Origin of the sequence: Filimonas zeae (genome assembly GCF_014641615.1) — a bacterium.
GTDB lineage: Bacteria > Bacteroidota > Bacteroidia > Chitinophagales > Chitinophagaceae > Filimonas > Filimonas zeae.
Window position 1 is genome coordinate 501,968 of record NZ_BMIB01000003.1, and the last position, 25,813, is coordinate 527,780.

Here is a 25,813-nt window from a genome sequence, read left to right on the forward strand (position 1 = left end):
TGCAAAGTGCGGGCATCTTTTAACTATAAAAATAAAACCAGGCACTTTACGCAAACAGTAGTTTTTCGTAAAGTTGCTTATTAGTGTATTAATCGGTGAATATCCCCTAAAAAACGACAAATAAACTGTTTACAACCAATACCATGAAACAACCTTATACTATCCCGGAAGGGCGCTATCCGTTTGTTCTTTCGGGAGGCGGCGCAAGGGGATATGCCCATTTGGGGGTGCTGAAAGCCTTTGAAGAGCGAAATATTTTTCCTGAAGCCATTGCGGCTACCAGTTCCGGTTCTATTATAGCGGCTTTTATCTGCGATGGGTATAGTGCCGATGAAGCCTATGCCATTGCCCGGCAGAATAAAATGGAGTTGAGCATGCAGCTGAAAAACTGGCCTGCGGGTATCATGTCGCTTAAATCGGTAGAAGACCTGTTAAAGCGGTATTTGCGAAGCACCACTTTTGAGCAGATGCGTTTACCCTTCCATATCACCGCCACCAATTTTCAGAACGGGCAACGGGCGGTTTTCAGCAAAGGGCCGGTTATTCCTGCTATTCTGGCGGCATCCAGCATTCCTATTTTATTGCCACCGGTTGAAATAGAAGGCATTCCCTATGTAGATGGCGGTTTAAGCGGCAACCTGCCTGTAGAACCGCTGCTGCCTGATTATGAGCAGATTATAGGTGTGCACGTAAACCCGATAGCGCCCTGGAATGCGGCTGCCGGTATAAGAGCCAATGTAGAACGTACGTTAAACATGGCCATTAACGCCCCCGTGGCAGCCAGCGCCGGATTGTGTACCTGGTATATTGAGCCCAGAGCGTTGCTGGAATACCGGGTGTTTGACTTTAAAAAGTTTGAAGCTATTTACAACATAGGACTGGAATATACCCGCGGGCTGTTGCAGACTGCACCGGTGTAAATAGTTATATTTACCTGCATGATCAAAACTATCTTCTCTCACCTGACTGTGCAGGTGATTATTGCCATACTTGCCGGCATAGCCTGCGGCTTCTTTTTTCCCGGTTTTGCGCCTTACGCTAAACTACTGAGCAGCACGTTCATTAACATGATCAGCATGCTGATTGTACCGGTTATCTTTTTTACCATTGTGCTGGGTATTGCCCGTATGAGCGATGTAAAAAAGGTAGGCAGGGTAGGCGGCAAAGCCATCCTGTATTTTGAAGTAGTTACCACCATAGCCATTATTATAGGGTTGGTTACCGCTAACCTGATGCAACCGGGCAAAGGCGTAGTACCCACCACGGGCGGTAAAACTATTCCGGGTATTGCCACTGCTGAAAAAATTAACTGGGCTGAGTTTCTTACGCACATCGTGCCGCACAATGTTTTTGAATCTTTTACCAAAGGCGATATACTGCAGATTCTGTTTTTTGCCATTCTGTTTGGTTTTGGGGTAAGCAAGCTGGGTAGTACCGGTGCCTCCCTTATAGCCACCTTTGAAAAAATAGCGCAGGTGCTGTTTAATATGATGAAGGTGGTAATGAAAGTGGCGCCCATTGGAGCTTTTGGCGGCATGGCTTATACTATTGGTACTTACGGCCTGCATACTTTACTGCCCATGGGTAAAATTATGCTTACGGTATATCTTACCTGTATCTTCTTCATCTTTGGTGTGCTCAATGCTATCTGCCGGTACTATCGTTTCAGTTTGTGGCAGTATCTTAAATTTATCCGCGAAGAAATACTGGTGGTGCTGGGCACTTCCTCCTCCGAGTCTGTGCTACCGGCTATGATTAGTAAAATGGAAAAATTCGGTTGCTCGCGGTCGGTAGTGGGCCTGGTAATTCCTACAGGTTATTCCTTTAATCTGGATGGAACTTCCATTTATCTGGCAGTAGCACTGGTGTTTCTTACCCAGGTGTTTCAGGTGCCTATGGGTTTTGAGCAGCAGCTGACAGCTATGGCCGTGCTGATGGTAATGAGTAAGGGGGCGGCCGGGGTTACTGGCAGTGGGTTTATAGTACTTAGTTCTACCTTATCGGCTATGCATATTATGCCGGTAGAAAATGTAGCTATACTGCTGGGGGTAGACCGGTTTATGAGTGAAGCACGGGCTATTACCAATATGATAGGCAATGGTATTGCTGCTGTTGTAATTGCAAAAAGTGAAAATGAATTTGACGGGCAGGCCTACCAACTGGCAATAGCCGGTGATAAAAAAGACTTACTTCTTCACGAAAGTGAAACCAGGCAATAACAGCTCCTGTGCCAACGCAACATCTGCATGTGGCTCCTGGCGTTTGTGCCATATTCTTTCCACACTGCGGAAAGCCAGTAAGCGGTACAGTGCATTTTCATCCAGACTGCTGATTTCCCTGTCTTTCAGGTTTTGCTGATAGTGCTGATACAGCGAGCTGTAAAAGCTGGTAAGCTGTGCATTACGCAGCCACTCGGGCAACACCGAAAAACCGGTAGTACGGTAAAAAGCTTCCCGTACCAGCATTTCTTCCGGTTGGGTTTTACCGTATACAAACCAGGCATAATAAAATGCCACCAGCGATGCCAGCGCTACCGGAATTAACCAGGGCAGGTTTGTTACATTGGCTGCACTGGCAGCTACAGCAAAAAAGGCAATTACGGTTACTATGGCACGCAATAAAATAGCGGTAACGCTTACGGGTACTATGTTCAGTTCAATACCTCTTCTACCCGCAACAGTTACCTCTGTAACCAGAAAGGATGAGGGAATGGCAATAGGAATGAAAAAAGCAACCACTTTAGATTCCACCCACTGATGGTTCTGTGTTTTTACGTGTCCTGAATAGGTTGATCCGAAAATCATGATAATGGCATTTGGTTAGGGGATACAAATTTTTATAAAATTAATCGTATAATAATATGCAGCATCAAAAGCTGCTTCAGGGGCGGGGCCTTAAACCAGGGGAGTTGCCAAAAAAACAAACCGCTGTAATCACCTGTTTTACTGGTGATTACAGCGGGGTATTCGTTTACAAGGCCATTAATGTAAAAAGAAACTGAGAATACCGGTGATAATAAGGGTAACGCCCGTAATCATACCGGCATTATGCTCCAGTGTGTGCCAGTTTAATTTCAGCAGGCCGCTGTAGGCCAAGCGTACCAGCAATACCATGCCGGTGGTGGTAATAAGCGTATACAATAATGCCAGGCTAAACAGCAGCCAGATGCCCTGTGCACCGGCCAGCAAAAAATAAGCTTCTATCTCCATACAGGGAGAGAAAAACATGGCTATAGACAAGGCTATGATAATGCGCTTTTTGGTGTGCTTCTGTTTTACCTCTTCATCGTGCAAATGAAAATGCTTGTGCTTATGATGGCGGTAGCTGAAAAAAATGCCCATAACAATTAAAATTACCGGCGCGGCAATATGTGTAAACTCCTCAATGCCGGAAAGACTTTTACCCATATAACCCAGCAGAATACCCAGCGCTACCGTACTAAGTGCGTGGGAAAGTGCCGCCAGCAGCGTTACGCGGGTTACCTCCCGGGAAGTCCATTGCTCTCTGCGGCCAATAGCTATAACCGGAAGCCAGTGGTTGGGTATAATGGCGTGTAACAGGCTAATGATTACGCTGCCTGTGAGAATCTCGTACATAATTATCTGCAAATGTATTTAATATGTGCAGGAAAACGACACGTTGTGGCATTTATCTGACTTTGGGCTATATTTAACATTACCAGCAGAACAGCAAAGCCTTAAAACTGCATTTTGTGTCATTCTTTCGCTAAAACGGACTATTCCGGGCGGTTACTACCCGGTAGCTTTGTGTAGGTAATCGTTTTAATTTTGAAGGTATGCAACATTATAAAACATTGAGCGAGCTGCACCGGGCCAATGGCCTTCCACTGCCGGAGCATCCGCTGCTGAGCCTGGTACATTGTATGAATAATTGTACGTTGGGCGACAGGGAGTTTACCAGCGATTGTTATGTGATAGGGCTGAAGAAGCTGAAGGCGGGCGTAATTATGTACGGCCGCACACCCTACGACCATGCCAATGGGTCTATGATGTTTGTAAAACCCCGGCAGATTATTGAAATGAAAGGGCTGGAGCTGGAAGAAGATGGCTTTCTGATATTTATACACGAGGATTTTCTGAATGGCCACGAGTTGCACAATACCATTAAAAAGTACGGCTACTTCGATTATGAGGTAAACGAGGCCCTGCACCTTTCGCCCAAAGAGGAGGAGATTATATGGGAGTTGTACGAGAAAATTAAGATAGAATACAGTAATAATACAGATGAGTTTAGCCGCGAAATTATGCTGGGGCATCTGGCATCTATTCTTATGTATGCCCAGCGTTTTTACAAGCGCCAGTTTATTAACCGCACAGAGCTTTCCGGTAAAACAGTATCCCGCTTTAACGCAGCGCTGGCGGCTTATATGCAGGCGGGCAGCCTGCAAAACCAGGGGCTGCCTTCTGTAAATGCGCTGGCAGAAGCGTTGCATTTATCGCCCCGTTACCTGAGCGATCTGCTGAAGCAGGAAACCGGCAAAACAGCCATGGACCTGATTCATCTTTTTCTGATAGCAGAAGCTAAAAACCTGCTGAAAAGCGATAGCCATAATATTTCGGATGTGGCTTATCAGCTGGGGTTTGAAAACACCTCTTACTTTACCCGGTTGTTTAAAAAGCAGGTAGGTATGAAGCCACTGGAGTTTAAGAAAATGCAATTGAATTAATTGATTATAAAACACAGACAGGATATGAAAGCAGTAGGAATAAAAACATCGTTACCCATTGATGCGGCAGACAGCTTTATTGAATTTGAAGCCCCTAAGCCACAGCCTTCGGGCAGGGAATTGCTGATTAAGATACATGCAATAGCCGTAAACCCGGTTGATTTTAAAATACGCCAGAACAGTGCTAAGGATACGGTGCTGGATACCCCAAAAATTCTGGGATGGGATGCCGCCGGTGTGGTAGAAGCCGTGGGCGACCAGGTTACGCTTTTTAAAACCGGCGACAAGGTGTATTACGCAGGTGATATTACCAAAGCCGGCAGCAATGCAGAATATCAACTGGTAGATGAACGTATAGTGGGCAGAAAGCCGGAAACATTAAATGATGTGGAGGCTGCTTCTGTACCGCTAACGGCGTTAACTGCCTGGGAAATTCTGTTCGATCGTATCCGGGTAAGCCCGGTAAAAGACAAGGGCAAGGCGGTATTGATTATTGGCGGTGCCGGTGGCGTGGGTTCTATTGCCATTCAGCTGGCAAAAAAGATAGTGGGCCTTACCGTTATAGCCACTGCTTCCCGCCCGGAAACGGCAGACTGGGTTAAAACGATGGGGGCAGACCATGTAGTAAACCATAAAGATCTGGTGAATGAAGTACACAAAGCCGGTTTTACACATGTGGACTTTATTCTGGATTTTGTAGATACCAATGGCTATTGGGATGCTATGGCAGAGCTGATTAAACCACAGGGCCATATTGCTTCTATTACGGGCAGCGGGCAGCCTGTGCTGCTGAATAAGCTGAAGAACAAAAGTGTTTCTTTTTCCTGGGAGTTTATGTTTACGCGCAGTAGCTGGCATACAGAGGATATAGCGGAACAACATCATATACTGAATAATGTAGCGGCGTTGATTGACAACGGAACGCTGCAACACACGCTTCAGCAAACGCTCACCGGTTTAACGGCAGAGAACCTGAAACAGGCGCATCGTTTACTGGAAAGCGGAAAAACCATTGGTAAAATAGCCATCAGATTATAATCTGGTGGCTTTGCCCTATCTTTGTACCCTTCATTCAAGCAGATATACTCATGTAGGATTAATTTCTTTTTAGCGAAATATAATACCGGTTCCCACCAGGGCGCCGCCATTTTTCACTTCTACAGAAAGAAATTATGCTTTTACTTCAGGGGGTTACCTACACCCATCCCGACAGAACTCTATTGTTTTCCGGCATTGATCTCGTTATTCACAGGTACGATAAGGCTGCTGTTATTGGCAACAATGGTGCGGGCAAATCTACTTTGCTACAGCTGATGGCCGGCCGCCTTTTGCCTGCTGCAGGGGTAATTAAGGCAGATGCTACGCCTTATTATATACCTCAACTGGCAGAATGGTATAACAACCAAACTGTGGCAGAAGCGTTGCAGGTACACCAGAAACTACATGCGTTGCAGCAGATACTGGAAGGCGATGTAAGTGAGGTGCATCTGACACAACTGAACGATGACTGGACAGTAGAGGAGCGTTGTAAAGAAGCGCTTAGCTACTGGGGGCTTGATCACGTAGTGCTGAACCAACCTATGGCTGCACTCAGCGGTGGACAGCGTACCAAAGTATTGCTGGCTGGTATTCTGATACACGAACCAGAAATTGTATTATTAGACGAGCCTACTAACCACCTGGATGCACACAGCCGGCAATTACTATACAATTATATACAAGAGGCCAGGCAAACTATAGTGGTGGTAAGCCATGATAAAGCATTGCTGAACATGCTGCCCGTTATTTACGAGCTGAGCCGCAAGGGCATTACTGTGTACGGTGGCAATTATGATTTTTATGCTGCTCAGAAAGAGCTGGAAAAAAATGCCCTGCAATGGGAAGTGAAGAGTGCAGAGAAAGCCTTGCGTAAGGCGAAGGAGGTGGAGCGGGAGGCGATAGAAAGGCAGCAGAAGCTGGATGCCCGTGGTAAACGAAAACAGGAAAAGGAGGGGCTGCCTACTATTGCGATGAACACTTTCCGTAACAATGCCGAGAAAAGCACCGCCCGTATGAAAGATGTACATGAGGAAAAAACGGGAGCGCTGGCAGAGAACCTGCAACAACTGAGAAAGGAATTGCCGGTTGCCGATACCATGAAGCTGGCGTTTGCGTATTCCGGTGTGCACCGTGGCAAACTGCTGGTTACCGCCAGAGAGGTGAATATGCAGTTTGGTGGGCGCTATTTATGGAAGCAACCACTACACATAGAAATACGCAGTGGCGAACGTATAGCCGTAAAGGGGCAGAATGGATCGGGTAAAACCACACTGTTGCGGTTATTGCTGGGGCAGCTGACACCCACTTCCGGCACTATAGAAAGGACAGAGATGAAAACGGTATACATTGATCAGGATTACTCGCTGATACAACCTGGCCTTACGGTATATGCGCAGGCACAAACGTATAACGACAGCGGCCTGCAGGAGCATGAAATAAAAAGCCGGTTAAGCCGCTTTCTGTTTACCAAAGAGGATTGGGATAAACCGGGCAGCGCACTCAGCGGTGGCGAAAGAATGCGGTTACTGCTTTGTATAATGACCATCAGCAGCCGCCCACCGGATATAATTATACTGGATGAGCCTACCAACAACCTGGATATACAAAACATAGATATACTTACCGCAGCTATGGAAGCTTATGAAGGTACGCTGATAGTGGTGTCGCACGATGCGTGGTTTACAAAGCAGATAAATGCAGGTATTTCGCTGGTATTGCAGTAGTGCCTTTGAAAATACAGGAGATGTTATATAAAAAGAGCAGATGGAACTAAGGGGCCACCTGCTCTTTTTTATCAGGCCAGTGATTGAATAATCCCAATCACATCCTGCTGCCCCAGTCCGGCTTCATGTGCCTTCTGATAAGCCGGAAGCACTGCCTGTAGCAGCGGATAATCTGCTCCGGCATCTCTGGCAAGTTTAATATCTTTTAACATCAGGTCCAGCGCGAAAGCCGGGGCGTACTGTTCTGCTACCAGCAAAGGCGTTTTCACTTTTGTGGCACCGCTGCCGCTGGCACTTTCGTTAATCACTTCCAGCATATCCTTCCGTTCAATACCCAGCTTTTCTGCCAGCAGTACCGTTTCTGCGAGACCCTGATACAGAATAGATAAAAAGTAGTTAATGGAAAGTTTTGCTGCAATGCCCTTACCGTTTTCTCCCAGGTGTTTGGTTTGTTTGCCCAGCTTATCCAGGTAAGGTTGTGCGGTTGCTATATCTGCTGCGCTGCCGCCTGCCATAATAATCAGTGTGCCTTCGCGGGCGGGCGTGGTGCTGCCTGCTACCGGAGCGTCTATAAAAGCGGCTTTCTGCGCAGCCAGGTTTTTACTCAGTTGCAGGGTAAGCGATTGCGAAACGGTACTCATGTCAATAAATAACTTGCCCGCAATATGCTCCTGCTCAACAGAGGCGTACACCTCCGTTACCGCAGCATCGTTAGTAAGCATGGTAAATACAATATCGCTGTTCTGCACCAGCTCTGCAACGGTGTCGTATACCCTCGATGTGGCGGCAAAGTCAGCCGTTTTCTCTATACTACGGTTGTAAACAGCCAGGGTAAAGCCTGCTTTTTCCAGGTTCTTTGCCATAGGGTGCCCCATGTTTCCCAATCCAATCCATCCTATTCTCTTGTTTCCGCTCATGGTATTTGCTTTAGATGTACAAAGTTCAGTAACCTACTGTTTTTTGCCTGCTACCTTTTTATCGTATTCTGCCTGCAGTTTCCGTAAGCGTTCATCATAATCCTTTCTGCCACTGAATGCCTGCGGGTTATAGGCATCGCCGGGTTTATGTTTGGTATGCATATCAAACTGGCTGGCATGAGAAGAAACCCAAAGGTCAAACCGCAGTGCTTTCATACTTTTTAATGTATATGCATAGTCGGCAGCAATTTCAGGATAGGCGTCCAGATGATGAAAATCCTTTTCCGTAACAATAGTGGGCATATTGGCAATGAGTACACGCCAGGTTTTATGTTGGTCTTTTACATTCAGCAGATAGCTGCAGGAGCCTTTGGTATGGCCGGGATGGTGCAGCATAGCAAGGGTAGTGCCGCCCAGCGATATGGTGTCTTTATCGTGCAGTATCCGGTCTGGCTGTACCGGTGCAAAAGAGCTGCCATCGCCACCAAAAGCGTAGTCAGAGCTGCCGCCGTCCTTCAGCACTGCTGCATCTTTATAGTCAACCATCATACGCGCGCCGGTTTGTTTTTTAACAGAGGCCATAGCGCCCAGGTGGTCGTAATGCGCCTGGGTGGTAAGCAGTACCTTTATATCTTTAAAGGCAAAGCCCAGCTTTTCAACACCAGCTTTAATTAATGTATCAGAAGCGGCAAGGCCGGTATTGATAAGTATATGCCCCTGTGGCGTTGTTATCAGGTAAGCACACAGGTCATACGTACCTACGTAATACAGGTTGCCTGCAATACGGTAAGGCTGGTAGGGCTGCGCCCATTCGGGGTTATCTACTACAGGCTCTTTTACGGTTTGCGCCTGTGCAATGGTGGTGGTTACTGCCAGCGCGGCGGCCGGCAGCAGGATGTTTTTTAGCGTATTTGTAAACATAGATAGAATTGAACGCTAATATACCTGATTTCGCATTTATGAATGCGGAGGGTTGGCACGAAAACCTTCCAGATAACTGAACTTCCACACACCGTTTTCTTTCTTTGCCTTCATGTGATACTCCAGCGATTCCCATTTCCAGCTGAAAGACCATTCTCCGTTCTCCGGCTGTGTGTTTTCCAGGGTTATATGCAGTTGCATACTGCCCGATGGAAAATCCTGACAGTTGCACCAGGGGCTGGCATCGAAATAAGGGCCAATTTCACCTACGTAATAGTCAACAGCACCACTACTCATTTCCTTATCCATTTGTTCTGCTTCGGCCTGGTAAGTATCAAAAAACCCGCGGGTAAACAAACCGCTGCTGTGCAGCAGTGCTACATTTTTCTCATGAATTTCCCAGTCAATGCCTGAGTACAATGAGTCGGAAGGGTGGGTTTGTTTGGGTGGAAAATCACTTAGTATATCCCATGTTTTTTCATGCCATTGATACAGTTCTGTTACCCGTTGCTGTAAACCGGCAGTATCCGGAGCCGGAGAGGCGGTGGTGGCAGTTGTGTTACGTACAGCCGTATCTGCTGTACTTGTATTGGTAACAGTGGTGGTATTGTTACAACTGCACAATAACAGGCCTATGCATATAATGCCGGTACTGAGCACGATAATATAACGTTTGGGAAAGAGCGCCATGTTAAGGGTTTATACTGCAAAATAAGGTTTCTGCGGCTGCATTTAATGCATGTTTACAATAGCTTTTTCAGCAGCAGTACACTTTCTTCCAGCTGTTGTGGTGTGGAAGAGGCAAAGCCCAGCCGTACCGCATTGGGGCATATGCCGGGGTATTGATGTGCTTTGCCATCGGACATGTAAAGCCCCCTGGCAAGCGCTTTTGCAGCCAGCTGTTCCGGTTGAATACTCTTTTCAAAGCGCGTCCATACACTCATGCCGCCTTCCGGTATGGCAAATTCAACTGCGCCAGACAGTTCCTGGCTTAATAGTTTACAAAATACATCGCGCCGCTCTTTGTAAGCGGCAGTAGCTTTACGCAGGTAGCGTTGTATGGTGCCGGTGTGCAGCAGTTCTGCCATGGCATTGTCCAGAACATGGTCGCCCTGCCTATCCATCATGGCACGTACCCGCGCCAGATGTTCAATTACATTGGCAGGGGCTGTAAGGTAACCCATGCGAAAAGCGGGAGAAAACGATTTGCTGAAGGAGCCGCAGTAGATAACCATTCCGTTTTCATCTGCGCTGGCCAGTGGCTGCAGCGGGCGGTGTTTATAATGGAAATCATAATCGTAGTCATCTTCAAATATAATAAAGCCATGTTCCTGCGCCAGCTGAAGCAGGGCCAGCCGTCTGTTAATGTGCAATGATACCGTGGTGGGGTAGTGGTGGTGAGAGGTTACATACACCATTCTTACCCTGGTATTTCTGCATATTTTTTCCAGCTCTTCTACTATCAGCCCCTGTTCATCCACCCCAATGCCTATATGTGTGGCGCCGGCATGCAGAAAGTTCTGTTCGGCCCGGCGCCAGCCCGGAATGCCCGATACCACCACATCTCCGGCGTTGATAAGTCCGGTACATACCAGATGAATACCCATAACGGTGCCACGTACGGAGAGTATATTACCGGGCGTTGTTTTTAAGCCTCTGGTTTCATTCAGGTGTGTTGCCAGTGCGGTTTTGTAATAGTCTGGTCCGCTGGGGTGGCTGTAACTGCCAAACTTTGGGTAAAGGCTACTGCTGCGGGTAAGCTGGCTGCGCCAGGCACGGTACAGTTCTGCCAGCGGAGCCAGCTGCGGATCGGGAAAGCCATCATCCAAATGCAGACGGGTGTTGGGGTAAATAGGTGCATCTGTAAGCCATGGCTTTTGCGTAATGGAAAAGCCGGCTGTGGTATGCGCGGTGCCGGCAGGTTTTAGTATAGAGGGGGCCAGCGTGGGTAGCTGTGCAGCAACAAATGTTCCTTTGCCTATGGCACTTATCAGCCAGCCTTGCATCTGTAGCTCTTCATATGCCTTGTTTACGGTAATCCGGTTCAGGCTTAGCCAGGCGGCTGCCTCCCGTGTGCCGGGCAGTTGCTGACCCGCTGTAAGGTGGCCGTTTTTTATCAGCAGCTGAAGGGCATCTGCCAGTTGCAGGTAAATGGCTCGTTCCGCGGCGGGGATTAATTGAATTTCCTGAAAAAGCTGGGCTATAACCGGACTACTCATTTTGTTGCTATTGGACTACAAAGGTAATCCCATTGCCGGCTAGTTTTGATGTTATGTATACGCCAAACATGTATAAAATGGATAGCGAAGCAGATAAAATTGCTTTTATGAAACAATATAGTTTTGCTACCATTGTTTCGTTCGTAGGTGAAAAGCCTGTAGCAACGCATTTGCCCTTTACCATAGACGATAGTGGAGATAAGCTGTTGTTGCAGTCGCATTTTGCCAAAGCCAACACGCAGGCTGCTGTTATTGCCAGCCAGTTATCGCTGGTAATATTTTCACAGCCCCATGCCTATATTTCACCTACGCATTACCATAAGCGCGAGAGTGTACCCACCTGGGATTATATTGCGGTACATGCGTATGGAACGGCCCGTATACTGGAAACGGATGCGCAGAAGCTGACGCTGCTGGAGCGGATGATTGACCATTACGAAAAAAGCTATCGTACCCAATGGGATAGCCTGAATGATAAGTTTAAAACCGGTATGCTACAGGGCATTGTGGCGTTTGAGCTGGAGGTTACAGCGTTGCAGGGCCAGCAGAAGCTGAGCCAGAACAAAACCGGAGAAGAGCGCAGGAGCATTGTAGCACAGCTGGAGCAGAGCAGCATTGGTACTGAGCGCGACCTTGCCTTGTATATTAAAAAACTGTAATTATGAACTTTAGCATTCAGCCTGTATTAGAAAACGAAAGGGTATTGCTGTTGCCTTTGCAGCAAAGCGATTTTGAAGCCGTGTATGCCGTAGCTGCCGACCCCGCTGTATGGGCGCAGCACCCCAGCAAAGACCGCTGGAAAAGAGAGGTGTTTCAGGTATTTTTTGAGGGCGCCATGGCCAGTGGCGGCGCTTTTAAAATTATGGACAAAACCACCGGCCAGGTAGCAGGATGTACGCGTTTTTACGACTACAACGCGGACGATAACAGTATACTTATAGGGTATACCTTTTACGGAACGGCCTGGTGGGGTAAGGGCTTCAACCCTGCGGTTAAAGCCCTTATGCTGGATTATATATTTCAGTTTGTTGACCGCGTGTACTTACATGTAGGCAGCAACAACATACGCTCGCAGATTGCAGTGGGCCGTATAGGGGGCGTGAAAGTTGCTGAGCAGGAAGTGGCTTATTTTGGTGAGCTGCCTAAGCTGAATTTTGTGTATGCTATTGATAAAAGCAGTAAACAAGATAAAGTACTGTGATAATCAGGTTAAGCAGGATTATGTTTTTAGCGTGTTTTCTATCCTTTTCAGGATGCACATAAAACCGCTCTCCGTTCGGCAGTATCTTTCTGTTGTAATAGATAGAAAGGCCCGCCATAAGCGGCGCAACAGGCAATATAAAACCCAGGCCTGGTTTGTTAAAATATATGGCTATAAAGGGCACCAGCACTGCTAATGTATAACCGGCTGCTATTACCCATTCGCTGGCGGGCTCTTTTTGGGTTAGTTCTTTCAGCTTTTCTTCTTTTGCCTGCTGCATTGCCTCGTGGGTAACGGCTATGCCCCGTTCTTTCAGAATATGTGCAGCCAGCAGGTAATCCAGCCGCCCCCAGTCAAAAGGGTTATTTAAAATAACCTTCAGTTCCTGGTCGGTTGCGAAAAACAGATAGTACGACCGGTCAATATTGTTGATCTGCGCTTCGTAATAACGGGTGAGTACTTCATCGGCTTTTGCAAAATCCTGCTGCCGGATATTAACGCCAATAGGAATCTGGATGGTGTTGTAATTGTATACTTTAACGTTAATGTCGTTGTCGTGATCTACCAGATGGTATTCAATGTTGTTGTTTCTTAATTCGGCTGCAAAGTCTTCCGCCGCTTCTATATCGGTAAACTGCTGGAATAAAATAAAGTCGTTGGACATATTAAGTGCGATTAGGGTTCTGTTACAATTTACATCAAATATATTCATAGGGGCCTGAGTTTTCAATTACTGGTTTTTCTTAGTTTTAAACCTATATGTAAAAGCAACCAAAACCCAACCTGTTATATTACAACCAAGGCCATTTTCTTTTCCTGTTTTTTATGTTGCTCTATTTTGGGCGCAGCACAGGATATAGCTAATCTGCCCCTTACTAACAAGCTATCCATCTTAAATGGAAAAGCAAGTTTCCTTTTTCCCGATAAAGCAGAGAATATTGCGCGTGCCACCAACATTATGGCTGCGGATGCTAATGCGAACAGGGAAACGCGTATTGTTTTTGATCTGGGCCAGCAAAGGCTGGTGTTTTTTGCAAGGGAGTTGTACGTAACAAGTAATAACAGTCTGCCGGAAACACTGGCCAACGGCAACGAGGCAGAAAGTAAGAGTAAAGTCCTCACCAATAAAGACTCCCTGTTATCTGTGTTGGTAACACCTGGTGGGTATGATTCTACCGAAAGTGCTATATTAATAAACACGCTGTATGTAAAAACGCAGGACAATGCTGTTTTTTCTATCAACGCTTTCATTAACCCGGAAGCATATAAAAATAAAGCTGCGTTTCAGCAATTAACGGAGAAGGTATTTGCATCGTTATTAAAAGGAGAGCGGCGGATAAATTTTAAAGCCAGAACCGAAACATGGCCCATCTTTGGCGGTAACAAAAAGTTTGTAATTGCTTTGCCGGAGGGGTTTGTAGTAACCAAAGACAAGAAGTATGACTTTGAGGTATTGAAGTTTCAGAAAATAAAAGACATTGCTGATACCAATTGGCTCAGTCTTACAATTTATACCGGACACCATCCATCATACTTCTATGGGGAATATGATTTCACTAACGATAATGCAGTTAAATCCGGTGGCAAATTCTTAGGCAAACCGGTAGAGTGGCTTTGCTTTACCAGTGAAGAAAAGAAGTTGTATTTAAAAGAGCAAAAGATTTCAGCTGATCAGATTGAAAATGGTCTTATTGTACATATTGCCATGTTGGGCAATAATTTGTTTAGTATAGATGAAATTACAGGGCTTATTGAAGGTATAAAGCTGGAATAATAACAGGCTGTTTTATAAAACGGCAGGTTTGTTACAAACGAAGTTTTAATAATGAAATGGTAGTGGAAAACGATGAAATGTGGATGAAGCGTTGCCTGGAACTGGCTTCTATAGCAAAGGAACGTGGCAAAACAGCAGTGGGAGCGGTTGTGATAAAGGATAATGAGGTTATTGCAGAAGGCATAGAATCTTCGGAAGAATATCCGGCACTGGTAGCGCATGCAGAAATTATTGCTTTAATAAAGGCTACAGAGGTGCTGGGTACAAAAGAGCTTAGTGGCTGCCAAATGTATACTAGTGTTGAACCCTGTTTTATGTGTGCCTACCTGCTGCGCGAAACTAAAATTGCAGAAGTAATATTTGGCGCCCGTGCCGGGCAGATAGGCGCCACTAACCCCGATTTGCCTTTACTTACTACAGACAAAATTGCCAGATGGCCTGTGCAGATAAAGGTAAGGGGAGGGGTGCTGGAAGAAGCTTGTATGGCCATGTTAAAAAGAAAGCAAGCGTAAAAGAGTAAGTAAACGTAGTAGAGGCTGTGACGCCTGTAAAACCTTAGCCGTTAAACTTCTGTGGTTTGAAAGCCTGGCGTGCCCGGTAAGTGATATTGGCAATGCAGGTTTCTGATACCTTTGGTGTCTGCAATTTTCACTTTTTCCGGAAGGTTCAGAGAGCTTTCATTCCAGGTTAAATCATTCCCCTCGCTTACCCGTATATCGGTAGTGTAATAAAGCTGTTCATCTTCCAGCAGGTTTACCTGAACCGGCTTTTTGTGAAAGACCCAGTTTTTATCGGGGCAGTTATGAATAACGGATTGCATGAAGGCTTTATTAAAGCGGATGAGTTCGGCTAATTTCTCCGGCTCACTGTCTTTGTTATTCCATTTGCTGAGCGATACGGTAATTTCTTCCGGTAAAAAAACGGTGTCTGCCGGCAGCTGACTTGCCAGGTTGAGCATAATGGCTACCTGCGGCTCGGCTTTAAGTGCTTTATACATCGTTTCGCTGATAACAATATCTATTGCGGGGTTGGGAACCTGCCATTGTGTAGCATCGCATTGGTGAATCTCTTGTACGTAAGCGTGTAACTCCAGCGTATCAATCACCTGGTTTAGCACTTCAATACTTTCGGGGTTAATTTCCAAAAAAGTAAACTGTACTTCATCTGGTGTAAACAGCATCATGGCAGGTAAAGCCAGTGTGGCATACGGGCCGGTTCCTGCATATAGCACATGAACGGGCTTTTTATGCCGGCTCAGTGCATTGGCTATGGCAGTATACAGGGCTCTTGAAAACCGTTGCGTCCTCAATACTTCGCGGGTGCATCTTGCTGCCCAGAAAGTTCCTATGGCGTTTCCATAGGCTGTTTTAATATGTGTTCTTGCACCTTCCTCACGCAAAGCAAAATGGGTTGTTAACAAATCGGAGCAGCCCATTATAGCAGGTGCCAATTCCTCATGAAAGCTTTCGGGTCTTATAATGGCTTTGCTGAATTGCAGCAGCAAGGCTCTTAATTCTTCTTTTGACTTTAACAATGGCGTTTTTTCTGTAATATAAGGATTTGTCCTTTTCCATAGCAGCATTATAGCTGTTATAAATGTGCTTTTATCTTTTCAATTACGTCAGTATAACCTTCGGGTGTAAGAAACACTTTTTCGTCGGGCTGCATATCAAAGGTGCTGCCCCATTTGGGTTTGTCTTCCTGTTTGGGAACAAGGTGAAAATGAATGTGCGGCATTTTGTCGCCGTAGGCTCCGTAGTTAATTTTGCCGGCATTAAATGCGGTTTTCACAGCTTTTGCTACTCTGGCCACATCGTTCATAAAGCTGTTACGTTCTGCTTCAGTAAGTTCAAAAATCTCATCTTTATGCTCTTTTTTATAAGCTACCACGCATCTGCCGGGGTAGGTTTGCTCTTTAAAAAGATAGAGAATGGACGCATCCAGTTCGCAGATTTCCATCAATACATCTGTCAGTCGCTGATCTTTGCTGCAATACATGCAGGCGTTGTTAGGAGTCATATGAGATATTCTTAAATAATAAAGGGTAGCGCTTTTGGCACAAAAAAAGGAAACAATCTCAACTGATTATTTCCCTTAGCGGACACCAAACTACAACTTTTCAGCTTTTCTGCCAAAGGTTAAAATAGAATGGCAGGGGGCAGCCTTGTGCAGACAAAAATCAGGGGTTGTTGTTATGCTGTTGTACTGTTGCCAGGTGTTGCCTGAGCGCTTGCTGGCTTCTGCGGCTTATGGGCAGGAGGCGCCCGGCAATCTTAACCTGAGAGGCGCTTATAGTAGTAATATGGGCTAAGGCTACAATGTACGATTTATGTATTTTTAAAAAGGCATTGTCTGGCAGGCTTTCGTTAACTGCTTTCAGGCTGGAGTATACAATATACTTTTGTTTAGCGGTAACAATCTGCACGTAGTTTAACATAGCTTCCACATACAGTATATCTGCAAGTGCTATTTTCTCTAAACAGTTATTACATCTTACATAAATATAACCGGGCTGTTCCCGGTTGTTTTTTACGGTAGCGGTTCCGCTTATTTTAGCTTTTGCCTTTTCACAGGCTTTATAAAAGCGTTCAAAAGTAACCGGTTTCATCAGGTAGTCAGTCACATTCAATTCGAAGCCCTGCAAGGCATATTCCGGGTAAGCGGTTATAAAAATTACCTGCTGAAAAACAGAATGCTGTTGTAAAAAGTCAATGCCACTCATTTGCGGCATTTTAATATCCAGAAAAATAAGATCAACTGCTTCTGTTTGTAGTATAGCACTGGCAATAACCGGGTTGCGTGCTGTTGCTACCAGATGTAAAAAGGGAATTTTGGATATGTACTCCTCAATCAGCCTCCGCATTAATGGTTCGTCTTCTACAATAATACAGTTTAACATGGGCTTAAAGTTATAGTCAGCCTTATCAGAAAATTATTGTCATATTCCTTTACAGCAAGTTCGTATTTATCGGGATATAACAGTTCCAGCCGTTGTTTTACATTCTGTAAGCCAATGCCCTGGTTATTGCGCAAAGCAGATGAGGGGCCGGGCGTAGCCGCTGTGTTTATACAGCAAAAATGCAGCTGATTACCGGTAAGCTGAATGTCAATATGTATACTGTTTTCCCTGTTATCATCATCCGACACATGCTTAAAAGCATTTTCTACAAAAGGCATCAGCAGCAATGGTGCAATTTGTAATTCCCCGCTTTCAGCTGCAATATGCAAAAAGGTGGTAGCTTCTGTACGTATCCGTTGAAGGTTGCAGTAGTTTTCCAGATGTGTTAGTTCTTTAGATAAGGGAACAAAATCTGCATTGCATTCATACAACTGGTATCGTAATAAGTCGGCTATGGTAACCAGTGTGGTTTTGGCCTGTGGTACATCAAAGTCCAGCTGTGTATAAAGGCTATTGAGCGAATTGAATAAAAAGTGAGGGTTAAGCTGCGCTTTGAGGTAAGTGAGTTCTGCCAGCGCATTGTCTTTTTCCATTTCGGTAAGTTTGCGCCGGGTATTTGCGCGGTCAAGTGCCAGCTTTAAAAAAACACCACCCGGCAAACCAATTAAAGCAATCCAGAACCGATTGTATTGCAAGTCGGTATAGTTCCATGAAAAAGTAAAGTGAATGGGAACCAGCATGTGGTTTAGAAACAGCTTCATAAGAAAAGCATATCCGCCTGCCAGCAACACCAGCCATAAAAAAAATAGCAACACCAGCCTGGCAACGTTCTTATGCTTAAAATACCGGGGCATCAGATAGGCATATACGCCGTAAAAGCAGCAGGCTATCATGCTTACATCCAGTAGCGAAAAGTACAGGCGGTTGCCCTTATCACTGATATAGAAATACATCACCTGGTTCCAGATAAAAAAGAAGCACAGCCAGAAGCCCCCATGCAGTAACAACCTTCGCATAAACCAATTTAAGAAAAACAGCAATTGCTTGTTTTGCTATTATAGTAAGTGCCCGGTTTACAGGATTAACGGTAGATAGTGGTCTGCTGTTTCCTATACTCAGATAAATGCATCCTTTGGTATAAAACAATACCATGCCACCAATGCCGGTGTTTAATTTTCGAAAAAAAAGTATGAAAGTGATTGTTGGGTTGTTACTGCTTCTATCCGTTACCAGCCGCGGAACCGCACAGTCTGTAGATGCCACAGCAAGCCTTGCAGCCCGGTATTTTGGGGAGGCAGAGGCTGCTGCCAGGCAAAATGTTATCTGGAAAAAACCACTTTATGGCCCCATATTACTGGTAAACCCGCAAACAAGAACCACCTATGCCAATATGCCCGATAGCGCGGGGGCATTTACGCTACTGGAGGAAGGTGTTTACAAAGGGCAGTTGCCCCAGGAGGTAATGGTGGCCAATACCTCTGTAAGCTGGCAGGGGAGGTTGTGGGCGGTAATGTTATGGCCATTACCGGCTGACAGAGATGAGCGGCTTAACCTTATGCTGCATGAGTGCTTTCACTGCATTCAGGCTACATTGGGCTTGCCTGCTGCAAGCCCCACGGCAGACCACCTGGCAACTATCAATGGGCGTATTTATTTTCTGCTGGAACTACAGGCCCTGAAAGCAGCCTTGGCCAAACCGGTTAACCAGCGCTCAGCCCATCTGGCACATGCGCTGCTTTTTCGCAAAAAACGGCAGCAGTTGTTTGCCGCAACTTTTGGTAATGAACGTATACTGGAAATGAATGAAGGGCTGGCTGAATATACCGGTATGCTGCTGGGCAGAACGCCGGCAGGTATGCTGCCACATCTGTATCGGGTAATTGATAGTGCGGCTGCTCAGCTTTCGCTGATCCGCAGTATGGCTTATATTACCGGTGCTGTTTACGGGTATCTGCTTTATGAGAAAGCGCCAGGGTGGACGCAGCATGTAGATGCAGGTGCTTCATTTCCTGCTTTAATCAGCAAATATTACAAGGTGCCTTTACCCGCAAAAACTTCTATCCCGGCATTAAACAGACTGGCAAAGCAGTATTATGGTGATAGTATTATACGGGTTGAAAAAAAGAAGGAAACCGACAGGCTGCGGCAGGTTGCTGTTTATACCCGGCTCTTTACGCATCAACCGGTATTGAACATCCACCTGGTGAAGATGAATATTGTTTTTAATCCCGGCAATTTGTTTGATTTAGGAGAACTGGGCACGGTATACCCTACCGCAGAAATAAAAGATGTTTGGGGAAAGCTGCTGGTAACAAGTGGGGGAGTGCTGATGAAAAACTGGAAGGTGATTACGCTGCCGGTAAACGATAGTTTATATGTAAAGGATAATATTGTGCAAGGCAATGGCTGGAAGATTGTATTAAACGAAAACTGGCGATTGGTGAAAACGGATAGTTTACATGCTCTATTGCGCGAAATGCAGTAGAATATTAATCTTCCTTTGTCACTTTAAAATCTGCAAAGTAAGCTAACGTGCCCGGCCCCACCCAGAGACCAATGCTGCCACGTTGGTCTTTGTTCTGCTTCAAATCATTTACAATCAACGCAGGTTGCTGTGCTCCATTTAAGTAAAGTTTTGCCGTATCATTTCTGACTTCAATTTTTACTTTAATCCATTCAGCAGATTCCATATCTGCATATGATTCGTATTTTCCCGGTGATTCTTTTCTTAATTTTTCCCAGGGATAACCGGGCACAGAGATATATTGAGTAGAATGATTCCTTCTTATCTGATCATCGGCACGTCCATTTGTAGGGCGTAAATAAAACACTTCCATTTTGGCGGCCTCAGGAGAAACGCGGAAAGCTATTCCCACAAACCCGCGTGCACTTTCGCTGGCATTTTCCGAAGGTTGGCCAGAAATCATTGCTTCTATGGTTCCATTGTGAAAATCAATTTCTTTTAGTATCGCAAGCATTTTTTCACTATCACCTGCCGCCTGTACTTTAAGCGCGCTTTTACCTTTGTAATCTGATTGTTCAACTGTAACGTGTGACAGATTGACGGAACCCGGATGTAATACCACTTCTTGTGCTGTAGAAGACATTATGGTTAAGGAAATCAGAATAAGGGGAAACAAAATTCTATTTAACATGGCCGTTATTAGTTAATTGAACTTCTAATATAAGCAAATGCCTGTAATTTATGTTGGCCTTCGGAAACTGCCAGGATGCAGCTACTTAAAGAAAAAGAACGTCGGTATTGCCTGGTGGCCCCGATGACTCTAATTATCAAGCCTTCAAATTTAACGACTTGAAGGCTTTTCAATTTTTGTGGCAGTGATCAGGTTACAACTTTCGACCCTTTTTGCAAAGGATTTGTTGAAAATAGGCCAGCTGCGTTCGGGTTATACCACATATTTCCTGCGCTTCACCCCTTAAACTACATAGCACCAAATGGGCTTTATACTTTTGTGAAAAAAGGAAGATACATGAATGCTAAGGTTAAATTATTTCTGGAAGGGTGGCTTATCCATTTAGGGTTACTACTTACGGTGCTGCTCTTCTTCAACTTCCTGCACAGGCACGACCAAACTGAACCGATATCGCATTATTTTGCAAGGCATTTGATTAACAAGGATGTCATAATAGCCGCCGAACTTACCCTGCTTGCCGAGATTTGCTACCAGTATCTCTTTAAAAAGCATAATCTCTTTTGGTTTATCTCAGGCTGCCTGTTGTCTGCCGCATTTATGGTTATTGCATACCTATGGCTGCGCGATAAAATTGATCCTGTTGTAAAGTTAAATACGATAGCCCCCGTGGTATTCACGGCTGGATATATTTTCGTTTACGCGCTGATACGTAACTACTTTTACGCCTGCTCAATAAAAAAAGATATCCAGCTAAGCCAATCCAGGCACGAATTGGATGCCCTGAAGGCACAATTAAACCCACACTTCCTGTTCAATTGCCTTAATTATCTTTACGGAACGGCACTCAGGGAGAAGGCCGGGCAAACTGCCGAAGGGATAGACGAACTATCGGAAATGATGCGCTATACCATAAGTGGCATACACCAAAACACTGTACCTCTGCAAAATGAAATTGATTTTATAGCACATTACCTCAAACTGCAACAAGCACGCCTGCCGCAAAAGGATAGCATTAAGGTTAACATTGTTTTGCCGCAACAAGTGCCTGCACTGCAAATTGCCCCACTGGTATTGGTACCCTTTATAGAAAATGCTTTTAAATATGGCATCAGCATGGATGAGCCTTGTTTTGTAGAAATTAAAATCAGTATTGATGACACTACACTTAATATGGCAGCCGGAAACAGTATTGTAGCCAAACCTATTGAAATTACCGGCAACAATACTGGTATTAAAAACACCCTGAAAAGGTTAAGCCTGCTCTATCCCGGCAAATATCATGTTAAACAAACCAGTAGCAGCACTCAATACCATACCACGTTTCAACTGCAACTCAACAATTAGTATATCATGAAAAAGATAGCAACATTTCTGGCAGTTTTACTACTGCCCTGCCTGACTATTGCCCAAATAAAAGAGAAGGGAGCTTTTGTTTTAAATGTACAAATCCAACAAGCTAACCCCAATGTTAAGCTATACCTGGCTTACCAGTTTGATGGTAAACGGATATTAGATTCGGCAGATAACAAAAACGGTACATATACTTTTGCAGGTACTGTAGAAAGGCCTTTACACGCTACGCTTGTTAGCGACCATAATCAGTTGGGGATACAGCAATTGATGAAATCGTCGGCCAAAGGTGCCAGCATCGATGCTATGAAAATATACCTGCATCCGGATACTATCAATTTAAAAACTGAAAAGCTGGTACAAAACGGCGTATTCCCGGGTTCGGGTATGAACAACGATAATGAAAGTTTAAAAGGACTATTGAAAGCTATCGATGATGAACGCAAGGCCATCAGCCAGCAACTACGCTCGCGTGGTTTTATAATCAGCACTAACGATAACACTTCGCGTTTGCCTATATCTGAAGCTGATTCGATACAGATACGTGCACTTGTTACGCGGTTAGACAGTTTAGGTGCCGCAACCAGGCCTGTTTATAAAAAGTTTATTACCGATAACCCCAACAGCTATATTGCCCTGCAATCCCTGATAATGTATGCAGGTTCCTTTCCCGATGTTTTTGTGATTGAGCCTATGTTTAACCGACTCTCAGCAGAGGTTAGAAATACTTCGGCGGGCAGGGAATTTGCCAGATTTTTAACCGACCGGGAAAACATATTACCCGGCACAAAAGCGCCCGGTTTTACCCAGAGCGATACCGAAGGCAAGCCGGTTAGCTTATCTTCGTTTAACGGTAAATATGTTTTGATAGATTTCTGGGCATCGTGGTGTGCACCCTGCCGCGCCGCCAATCCGGAACTTGTGCGGCTTTATAATGATTTTAAAGACAGGAATTTTACCATTCTTGGTGTTTCTTTGGATGAGCAGGCTGGAAAAAAATTATGGCTGAAAGCTATAAAAGACGATCAGTTAACCTGGACACAGGTATCGGACCTGAAGCATTGGGATAACAGTGTAGTTAAGTTGTATAGCGTACGCGCCATTCCACAAAGCTTTTTGATTGATCCTGACGGCATCATCGTAGCCAGGGGCTTAAACCTCGCCGAATTGCGGGAGAAACTACAAGAAATATTGAAATGATAAAGGCAATTGCCATTGATGACGAACCGGTAGCGCTGGATATCATCCGTAACCATGCGGAAAAGATACCATCTGTAAACCTGTGTGCTACATTTTTAAGTGCTTCGGAAGCGTTTAACTATATCAAAAGTAATCATGTAGATGTGGTATTTGCAGATATTTCCATGCCGGGTCTTTCGGGACTGGAATTTGCCGAAATGGTAAAGCACCGGGTACAGGTAGTTTTCACCACCGCCTACCCCGAACATGCTCTTAAAGGCTTTGAACTGGCAGCCACAGATTACCTGCTGAAGCCTATTAACTTCAGCAGGTTTTTACAGGCCACCCAGTTAGCCGAAAGCCGCATGCAGCCTCCCGCGGCTCCCGAAAACCTGTTTGTTAAAGATGGACATAGCTGGCTGGCTTTACCACTTGCCGACTTGCTTTACGCCCGCGGCGAAGACAATTATGTAAGCCTTTATATAAATGATAAGCGTATATTAACCCGCACAACGCTGACCGTACTGCAAAGCAAACTGCCTGTGAGACAGTTTGTGCGTGTTCATAAATCGTACATTATAGCATTGGCAAAAATTGAAAAAATAGAAAAGCATCAGGTAAGTATTAGCGATGCAAAAATTCCGTTGTCGATGTTATCTGCAGAGGAATTGCTGCAACTATTGGGTACTACAGGTTATAATGTTCATATTTAGTATAAGTGACCCAAAAAACACCGAGTAACCAAAACATTCAGGCAGAAATTACGACATTCATAACAAAAACAAACAGACTTCTAAACATAGCTGACAAACAAAAAAACTATAAATATGGCAATAAACATTTCAACAATAAAACTAAATGCTTCTCTTTACAAAGTTTGGGATGCCTTGACAAAACCAGAAAAGGTAAAACTTTGGCAATTTGGTAGCGACTTAATTACAACCTGGGAAGTTGGCAGTAGCATAGAATTCGTAACAGAATGGGAGGGGCAGATTTTTAAACAATGGGGTAATGTTTTAGAAGTCAGGCCAAATGAGCTTATAAAATATAGTTTGTTTGCACCAAGGCCCGACCTTGAAGACAAGCCTGAAAATTATTTTATTATGAACTATGTTTTGACAGCAGAAAATGGTCAGACAAAACTTGACATTATACAAGAAGACAATAGACCAGGCGCTGTTCAGGAAGAACCACAAGGCGAAGAAAACCCAATTTTACAATCATTCAAAAACATTGTTGAGTCGGCATAGACAAAACAATCAACCGCTAAATATTCAACCGCAGTAGTTATATTCAAACATAAAAACGCCTTCAGATCAAATGATTTGAAGGCGTTTTTATGTTTCTGCCGAGAGCAGTGTACAATTTATGACACTTTTTGCCAAAGATTTACGTAAAATCGACAGTTTTGCGTCCTAATTAAATAGGAAAATGCCAGAAATAGTCTTAAATCCGAAATGTTCTGACTAAGGGGAATATAATTTCCCCTTTATGCTTATTAATACAGCTTACAAAAACTTTTTTCGTTAAAAGTAGCGTATAATAGCCGAAGTGAAATTGTTACCTACAATAGTAATAAGCAATACTAAATAAAGAATGAAACATCACTTTGGAGATTTTTTGGACAGGACAGCCGATTATTGGACAATAATTCCAAATAGAGAAAGGTTTGCATTTATTGCTGATTTTATGATTCCAAATAAAGACGAAGTAAAAATTCTTACAATAAGCAAACACCAGAACACAGCACATTGGCTACAAGTTTTTGACTGTCCAAATCTTGAAGAACTGACACTTCACGATCCCAGTAAAGAACAAGTTCATGCAATTCGAAAATTGACAAATATAAAACGATTAAGAGTTTCCTTTTTTAGAGCAAGTGATATTGAGTTTATTGGAGACTTGGTTAATATAGAAGAATTAATACTTGAATATGTTTCAGGTTTTTCAGACTTGAAACCTTTGTCAGATCTGACAAAGCTTAAATCATTACAGTTGGAAAATCTTCGTAGAGTTTCAAACTTTGATGGACTTAAAGGCCTTAAAAGTTTAAGGTATTTACAAATTGATGGAACTCTTGATTGGAGTCAGCCGATTGAAAACTTTGATTTTTTAAAAGGTACTGAAAATCTGGAGGTTCTTGCGTTAGGATTCATCATCAACAAAACAGAATTTCCTGCTCTTTTACCAATACTTCAATTGAAAAGGTTGAAAAAAATTATTACGAGTTTATCTACTTTTTCAACAAAAGATTTTGCCTTTCTTGAAGTAGCCCAGGCAAACACATTTCTTTGCGATTTTAGTAATGCTAAACTTAAAAAATATTCAATCACAAGCAGCGGTTATGTTTATTTCCTTGGCAAAGGAACAAGAAGCATTAGTCTACATGAAGAAAAGGCACAGGATAAAATAAGGCTATTTGAGAAAAAGTATGACGAATATAAAATTGAGGCTGAAAGAATAATTAAGAACTACTGTGGCTAACAAGGCATTTACACCCAGCGACCTACTTCTACGACGAGCTATTCCAGGGCAAGGTTACTGAGGTCGACTTGCCGTTCTTCGCCGACCTGGGAAAACCGTCTTGATCCTACAATTCTCCAGCTACAACAGACCGGTGACATAAAACAAAAAAGCTCACATTTCTGTGAGCTTTAAGCGGAGAGAGAGGGATTCGAACCCCCGGACCTGTAACAGTCAACGGTTTTCAAGACCGCCGCATTCGACCGCTCTGCCATCTCTCCGGGCG

Annotated in this window: 27 protein-coding genes and 1 tRNA gene; 15 read left to right on the forward strand and 13 right to left on the reverse strand. The window is 44.4% G+C overall.

Features of this window, described 5'->3' with window-relative positions; translation table 11 throughout:
- Nucleotides 1–143 precede the first annotated feature (143 nt).
- Nucleotides 144–920, forward strand: coding sequence for a patatin-like phospholipase family protein (locus IEY13_RS15160; RefSeq protein WP_188953564.1), 777 nt, complete (start codon nucleotides 144–146; stop codon nucleotides 918–920).
- Between the two features lie 18 nt (nucleotides 921–938).
- Nucleotides 939–2,219, forward strand: a complete 1,281-nt coding sequence (dctA, locus tag IEY13_RS15165; RefSeq protein WP_188953566.1) for a C4-dicarboxylate transporter DctA — start codon at nucleotides 939–941, stop codon at nucleotides 2,217–2,219.
- On the opposite strand, the gene IEY13_RS15170 is transcribed toward dctA, so the two are convergent.
- Nucleotides 2,187–2,804: a hypothetical protein gene (locus tag IEY13_RS15170; RefSeq protein ID WP_188953568.1), complete on the reverse strand. Its 618-nt coding sequence runs from the start codon at nucleotides 2,802–2,804 to the stop codon at nucleotides 2,187–2,189. The genes dctA and IEY13_RS15170 overlap by 33 nt on opposite strands.
- 177 nt (nucleotides 2,805–2,981) lie before the next feature.
- Nucleotides 2,982–3,596: a DUF6773 family protein gene (locus tag IEY13_RS15175; protein WP_188953570.1), complete on the reverse strand. Its 615-nt coding sequence runs from the start codon at nucleotides 3,594–3,596 to the stop codon at nucleotides 2,982–2,984.
- 200 nt (nucleotides 3,597–3,796) lie between these two features.
- On the opposite strand from IEY13_RS15175, the gene IEY13_RS15180 reads away from it, so the two are divergent.
- The 3 genes from IEY13_RS15180 (at nucleotide 3,797) to abc-f (ending at nucleotide 7,449) form a co-directional block, all read left to right on the forward strand.
- Nucleotides 3,797–4,687: a helix-turn-helix domain-containing protein gene (locus tag IEY13_RS15180; RefSeq protein WP_188953572.1), complete on the forward strand. Its 891-nt coding sequence runs from the start codon at nucleotides 3,797–3,799 to the stop codon at nucleotides 4,685–4,687.
- Nucleotides 4,688–4,711: 24 nt separating this feature from the next.
- Nucleotides 4,712–5,725, forward strand: a complete 1,014-nt coding sequence (locus IEY13_RS15185) for a zinc-binding alcohol dehydrogenase family protein (protein WP_188953574.1) — start codon at nucleotides 4,712–4,714, stop codon at nucleotides 5,723–5,725.
- Nucleotides 5,726–5,859: 134 nt separating this feature from the next.
- Nucleotides 5,860–7,449: a ribosomal protection-like ABC-F family protein gene (abc-f, locus tag IEY13_RS15190; RefSeq protein ID WP_188953576.1), complete on the forward strand. Its 1,590-nt coding sequence runs from the start codon at nucleotides 5,860–5,862 to the stop codon at nucleotides 7,447–7,449.
- Between the two features lie 71 nt (nucleotides 7,450–7,520).
- On the opposite strand, the gene IEY13_RS15195 is transcribed toward abc-f, so the two are convergent.
- The 4 genes from IEY13_RS15195 to IEY13_RS15210 are packed head-to-tail and all read right to left on the reverse strand — an operon-like array spanning nucleotide 7,521 to nucleotide 11,506.
- Nucleotides 7,521–8,366: an NAD(P)-dependent oxidoreductase gene (locus IEY13_RS15195; RefSeq protein WP_188953578.1), complete on the reverse strand. Its 846-nt coding sequence runs from the start codon at nucleotides 8,364–8,366 to the stop codon at nucleotides 7,521–7,523.
- A gap of 33 nt (nucleotides 8,367–8,399) precedes the next feature.
- The gene (gene bla, locus IEY13_RS15200; protein ID WP_188953580.1) at nucleotides 8,400–9,287 is read right to left on the reverse strand and encodes a subclass B3 metallo-beta-lactamase; all 888 of its coding nucleotides are present in this window, start codon (nucleotides 9,285–9,287) and stop codon (nucleotides 8,400–8,402) included.
- A gap of 36 nt (nucleotides 9,288–9,323) precedes the next feature.
- A complete protein-coding gene (locus IEY13_RS15205) occupies nucleotides 9,324–9,977 on the reverse strand; it encodes a hypothetical protein (RefSeq protein ID WP_188953582.1) in 654 nt (217 codons plus the stop codon).
- A 53-nt stretch (nucleotides 9,978–10,030) separates the two neighbouring features.
- Complete coding sequence (locus tag IEY13_RS15210; protein WP_188953585.1) at nucleotides 10,031–11,506, reverse strand: aminotransferase-like domain-containing protein; 1,476 nt, start codon at nucleotides 11,504–11,506, stop codon at nucleotides 10,031–10,033.
- Between the two features lie 53 nt (nucleotides 11,507–11,559).
- On the opposite strand from IEY13_RS15210, the gene IEY13_RS15215 reads away from it, so the two are divergent.
- Together IEY13_RS15215 and IEY13_RS15220 are read left to right on the forward strand one after the other, a co-directional pair.
- Entirely contained in the window at nucleotides 11,560–12,165 is a 606-nt protein-coding gene (locus tag IEY13_RS15215; RefSeq protein WP_188953587.1) for an FMN-binding negative transcriptional regulator, read from the forward strand.
- A gap of 2 nt (nucleotides 12,166–12,167) precedes the next feature.
- Nucleotides 12,168–12,707, forward strand: a complete 540-nt coding sequence (locus IEY13_RS15220; protein ID WP_188953589.1) for a GNAT family N-acetyltransferase — start codon at nucleotides 12,168–12,170, stop codon at nucleotides 12,705–12,707.
- Here IEY13_RS15220 and IEY13_RS15225 read toward each other — a convergent pair.
- Nucleotides 12,670–13,371: a hypothetical protein gene (locus tag IEY13_RS15225; protein WP_188953591.1), complete on the reverse strand. Its 702-nt coding sequence runs from the start codon at nucleotides 13,369–13,371 to the stop codon at nucleotides 12,670–12,672. The two genes, IEY13_RS15220 and IEY13_RS15225, sit on opposite strands and share 38 nt — an antisense overlap.
- 174 nt (nucleotides 13,372–13,545) lie before the next feature.
- Between IEY13_RS15225 and IEY13_RS15230 the strand changes: the two genes are divergently transcribed.
- Nucleotides 13,546–14,481, forward strand: coding sequence for a hypothetical protein (locus IEY13_RS15230; protein WP_188953593.1), 936 nt, complete (start codon nucleotides 13,546–13,548; stop codon nucleotides 14,479–14,481).
- 62 nt (nucleotides 14,482–14,543) lie between these two features.
- Nucleotides 14,544–14,993, forward strand: coding sequence for a nucleoside deaminase (locus tag IEY13_RS15235; RefSeq protein WP_188953595.1), 450 nt, complete (start codon nucleotides 14,544–14,546; stop codon nucleotides 14,991–14,993).
- Between the two features lie 50 nt (nucleotides 14,994–15,043).
- Here the strand turns inward: IEY13_RS15235 and IEY13_RS15240 are convergent, their stop codons facing one another.
- The 4 genes from IEY13_RS15240 to IEY13_RS15255 form a co-directional block, all read right to left on the reverse strand.
- Nucleotides 15,044–16,015: an SAM-dependent methyltransferase gene (locus IEY13_RS15240; protein WP_188953597.1), complete on the reverse strand. Its 972-nt coding sequence runs from the start codon at nucleotides 16,013–16,015 to the stop codon at nucleotides 15,044–15,046.
- 56 nt (nucleotides 16,016–16,071) lie between these two features.
- On the reverse strand, nucleotides 16,072–16,500 hold the full coding sequence (locus tag IEY13_RS15245) for an HIT family protein (protein ID WP_188953599.1): 429 nt from the start codon (nucleotides 16,498–16,500) through the stop codon (nucleotides 16,072–16,074).
- 160 nt (nucleotides 16,501–16,660) lie between these two features.
- A complete protein-coding gene (locus IEY13_RS15250; protein WP_188953601.1) occupies nucleotides 16,661–17,380 on the reverse strand; it encodes a LytR/AlgR family response regulator transcription factor in 720 nt (239 codons plus the stop codon).
- A complete protein-coding gene (locus tag IEY13_RS15255; RefSeq protein ID WP_188953603.1) occupies nucleotides 17,374–18,396 on the reverse strand; it encodes a sensor histidine kinase in 1,023 nt (340 codons plus the stop codon). Before IEY13_RS15255 ends, IEY13_RS15250 begins: the two co-directional genes overlap by 7 nt.
- 173 nt (nucleotides 18,397–18,569) lie before the next feature.
- Between IEY13_RS15255 and IEY13_RS15260 the strand changes: the two genes are divergently transcribed.
- Nucleotides 18,570–19,865, forward strand: a complete 1,296-nt coding sequence (locus tag IEY13_RS15260; protein WP_188953606.1) for a hypothetical protein — start codon at nucleotides 18,570–18,572, stop codon at nucleotides 19,863–19,865.
- Between the two features lie 4 nt (nucleotides 19,866–19,869).
- Here IEY13_RS15260 and IEY13_RS15265 read toward each other — a convergent pair whose 3' ends face one another.
- Complete coding sequence (locus IEY13_RS15265; RefSeq protein ID WP_229687880.1) at nucleotides 19,870–20,487, reverse strand: hypothetical protein; 618 nt, start codon at nucleotides 20,485–20,487, stop codon at nucleotides 19,870–19,872.
- Between the two features lie 384 nt (nucleotides 20,488–20,871).
- Between IEY13_RS15265 and IEY13_RS15270 the strand changes: the two genes are divergently transcribed.
- From IEY13_RS15270 to IEY13_RS15290, 5 genes are all read left to right on the forward strand, one after another.
- On the forward strand, nucleotides 20,872–21,879 hold the full coding sequence (locus IEY13_RS15270) for a sensor histidine kinase (protein ID WP_188953610.1): 1,008 nt from the start codon (nucleotides 20,872–20,874) through the stop codon (nucleotides 21,877–21,879).
- A gap of 6 nt (nucleotides 21,880–21,885) precedes the next feature.
- Nucleotides 21,886–23,085 (forward strand): TlpA disulfide reductase family protein, encoded by a 1,200-nt coding sequence (locus tag IEY13_RS15275; RefSeq protein ID WP_188953612.1) that lies wholly within the window; start codon nucleotides 21,886–21,888, stop codon nucleotides 23,083–23,085.
- Complete coding sequence (locus tag IEY13_RS15280) at nucleotides 23,082–23,777, forward strand: LytR/AlgR family response regulator transcription factor (RefSeq protein WP_188953614.1); 696 nt, start codon at nucleotides 23,082–23,084, stop codon at nucleotides 23,775–23,777. Before IEY13_RS15275 ends, IEY13_RS15280 begins: the two co-directional genes overlap by 4 nt.
- A gap of 114 nt (nucleotides 23,778–23,891) precedes the next feature.
- Nucleotides 23,892–24,314, forward strand: coding sequence for an SRPBCC family protein (locus tag IEY13_RS15285; protein WP_188953616.1), 423 nt, complete (start codon nucleotides 23,892–23,894; stop codon nucleotides 24,312–24,314).
- Between the two features lie 346 nt (nucleotides 24,315–24,660).
- Nucleotides 24,661–25,548, forward strand: a complete 888-nt coding sequence (locus IEY13_RS15290) for a leucine-rich repeat domain-containing protein (protein WP_188953618.1) — start codon at nucleotides 24,661–24,663, stop codon at nucleotides 25,546–25,548.
- Between the two features lie 175 nt (nucleotides 25,549–25,723).
- Here IEY13_RS15290 and IEY13_RS15295 read toward each other — a convergent pair.
- Nucleotides 25,724–25,808, reverse strand: a tRNA-Ser gene (locus IEY13_RS15295).
- Between the last annotated feature and the right edge of the window lie 5 nt (nucleotides 25,809–25,813).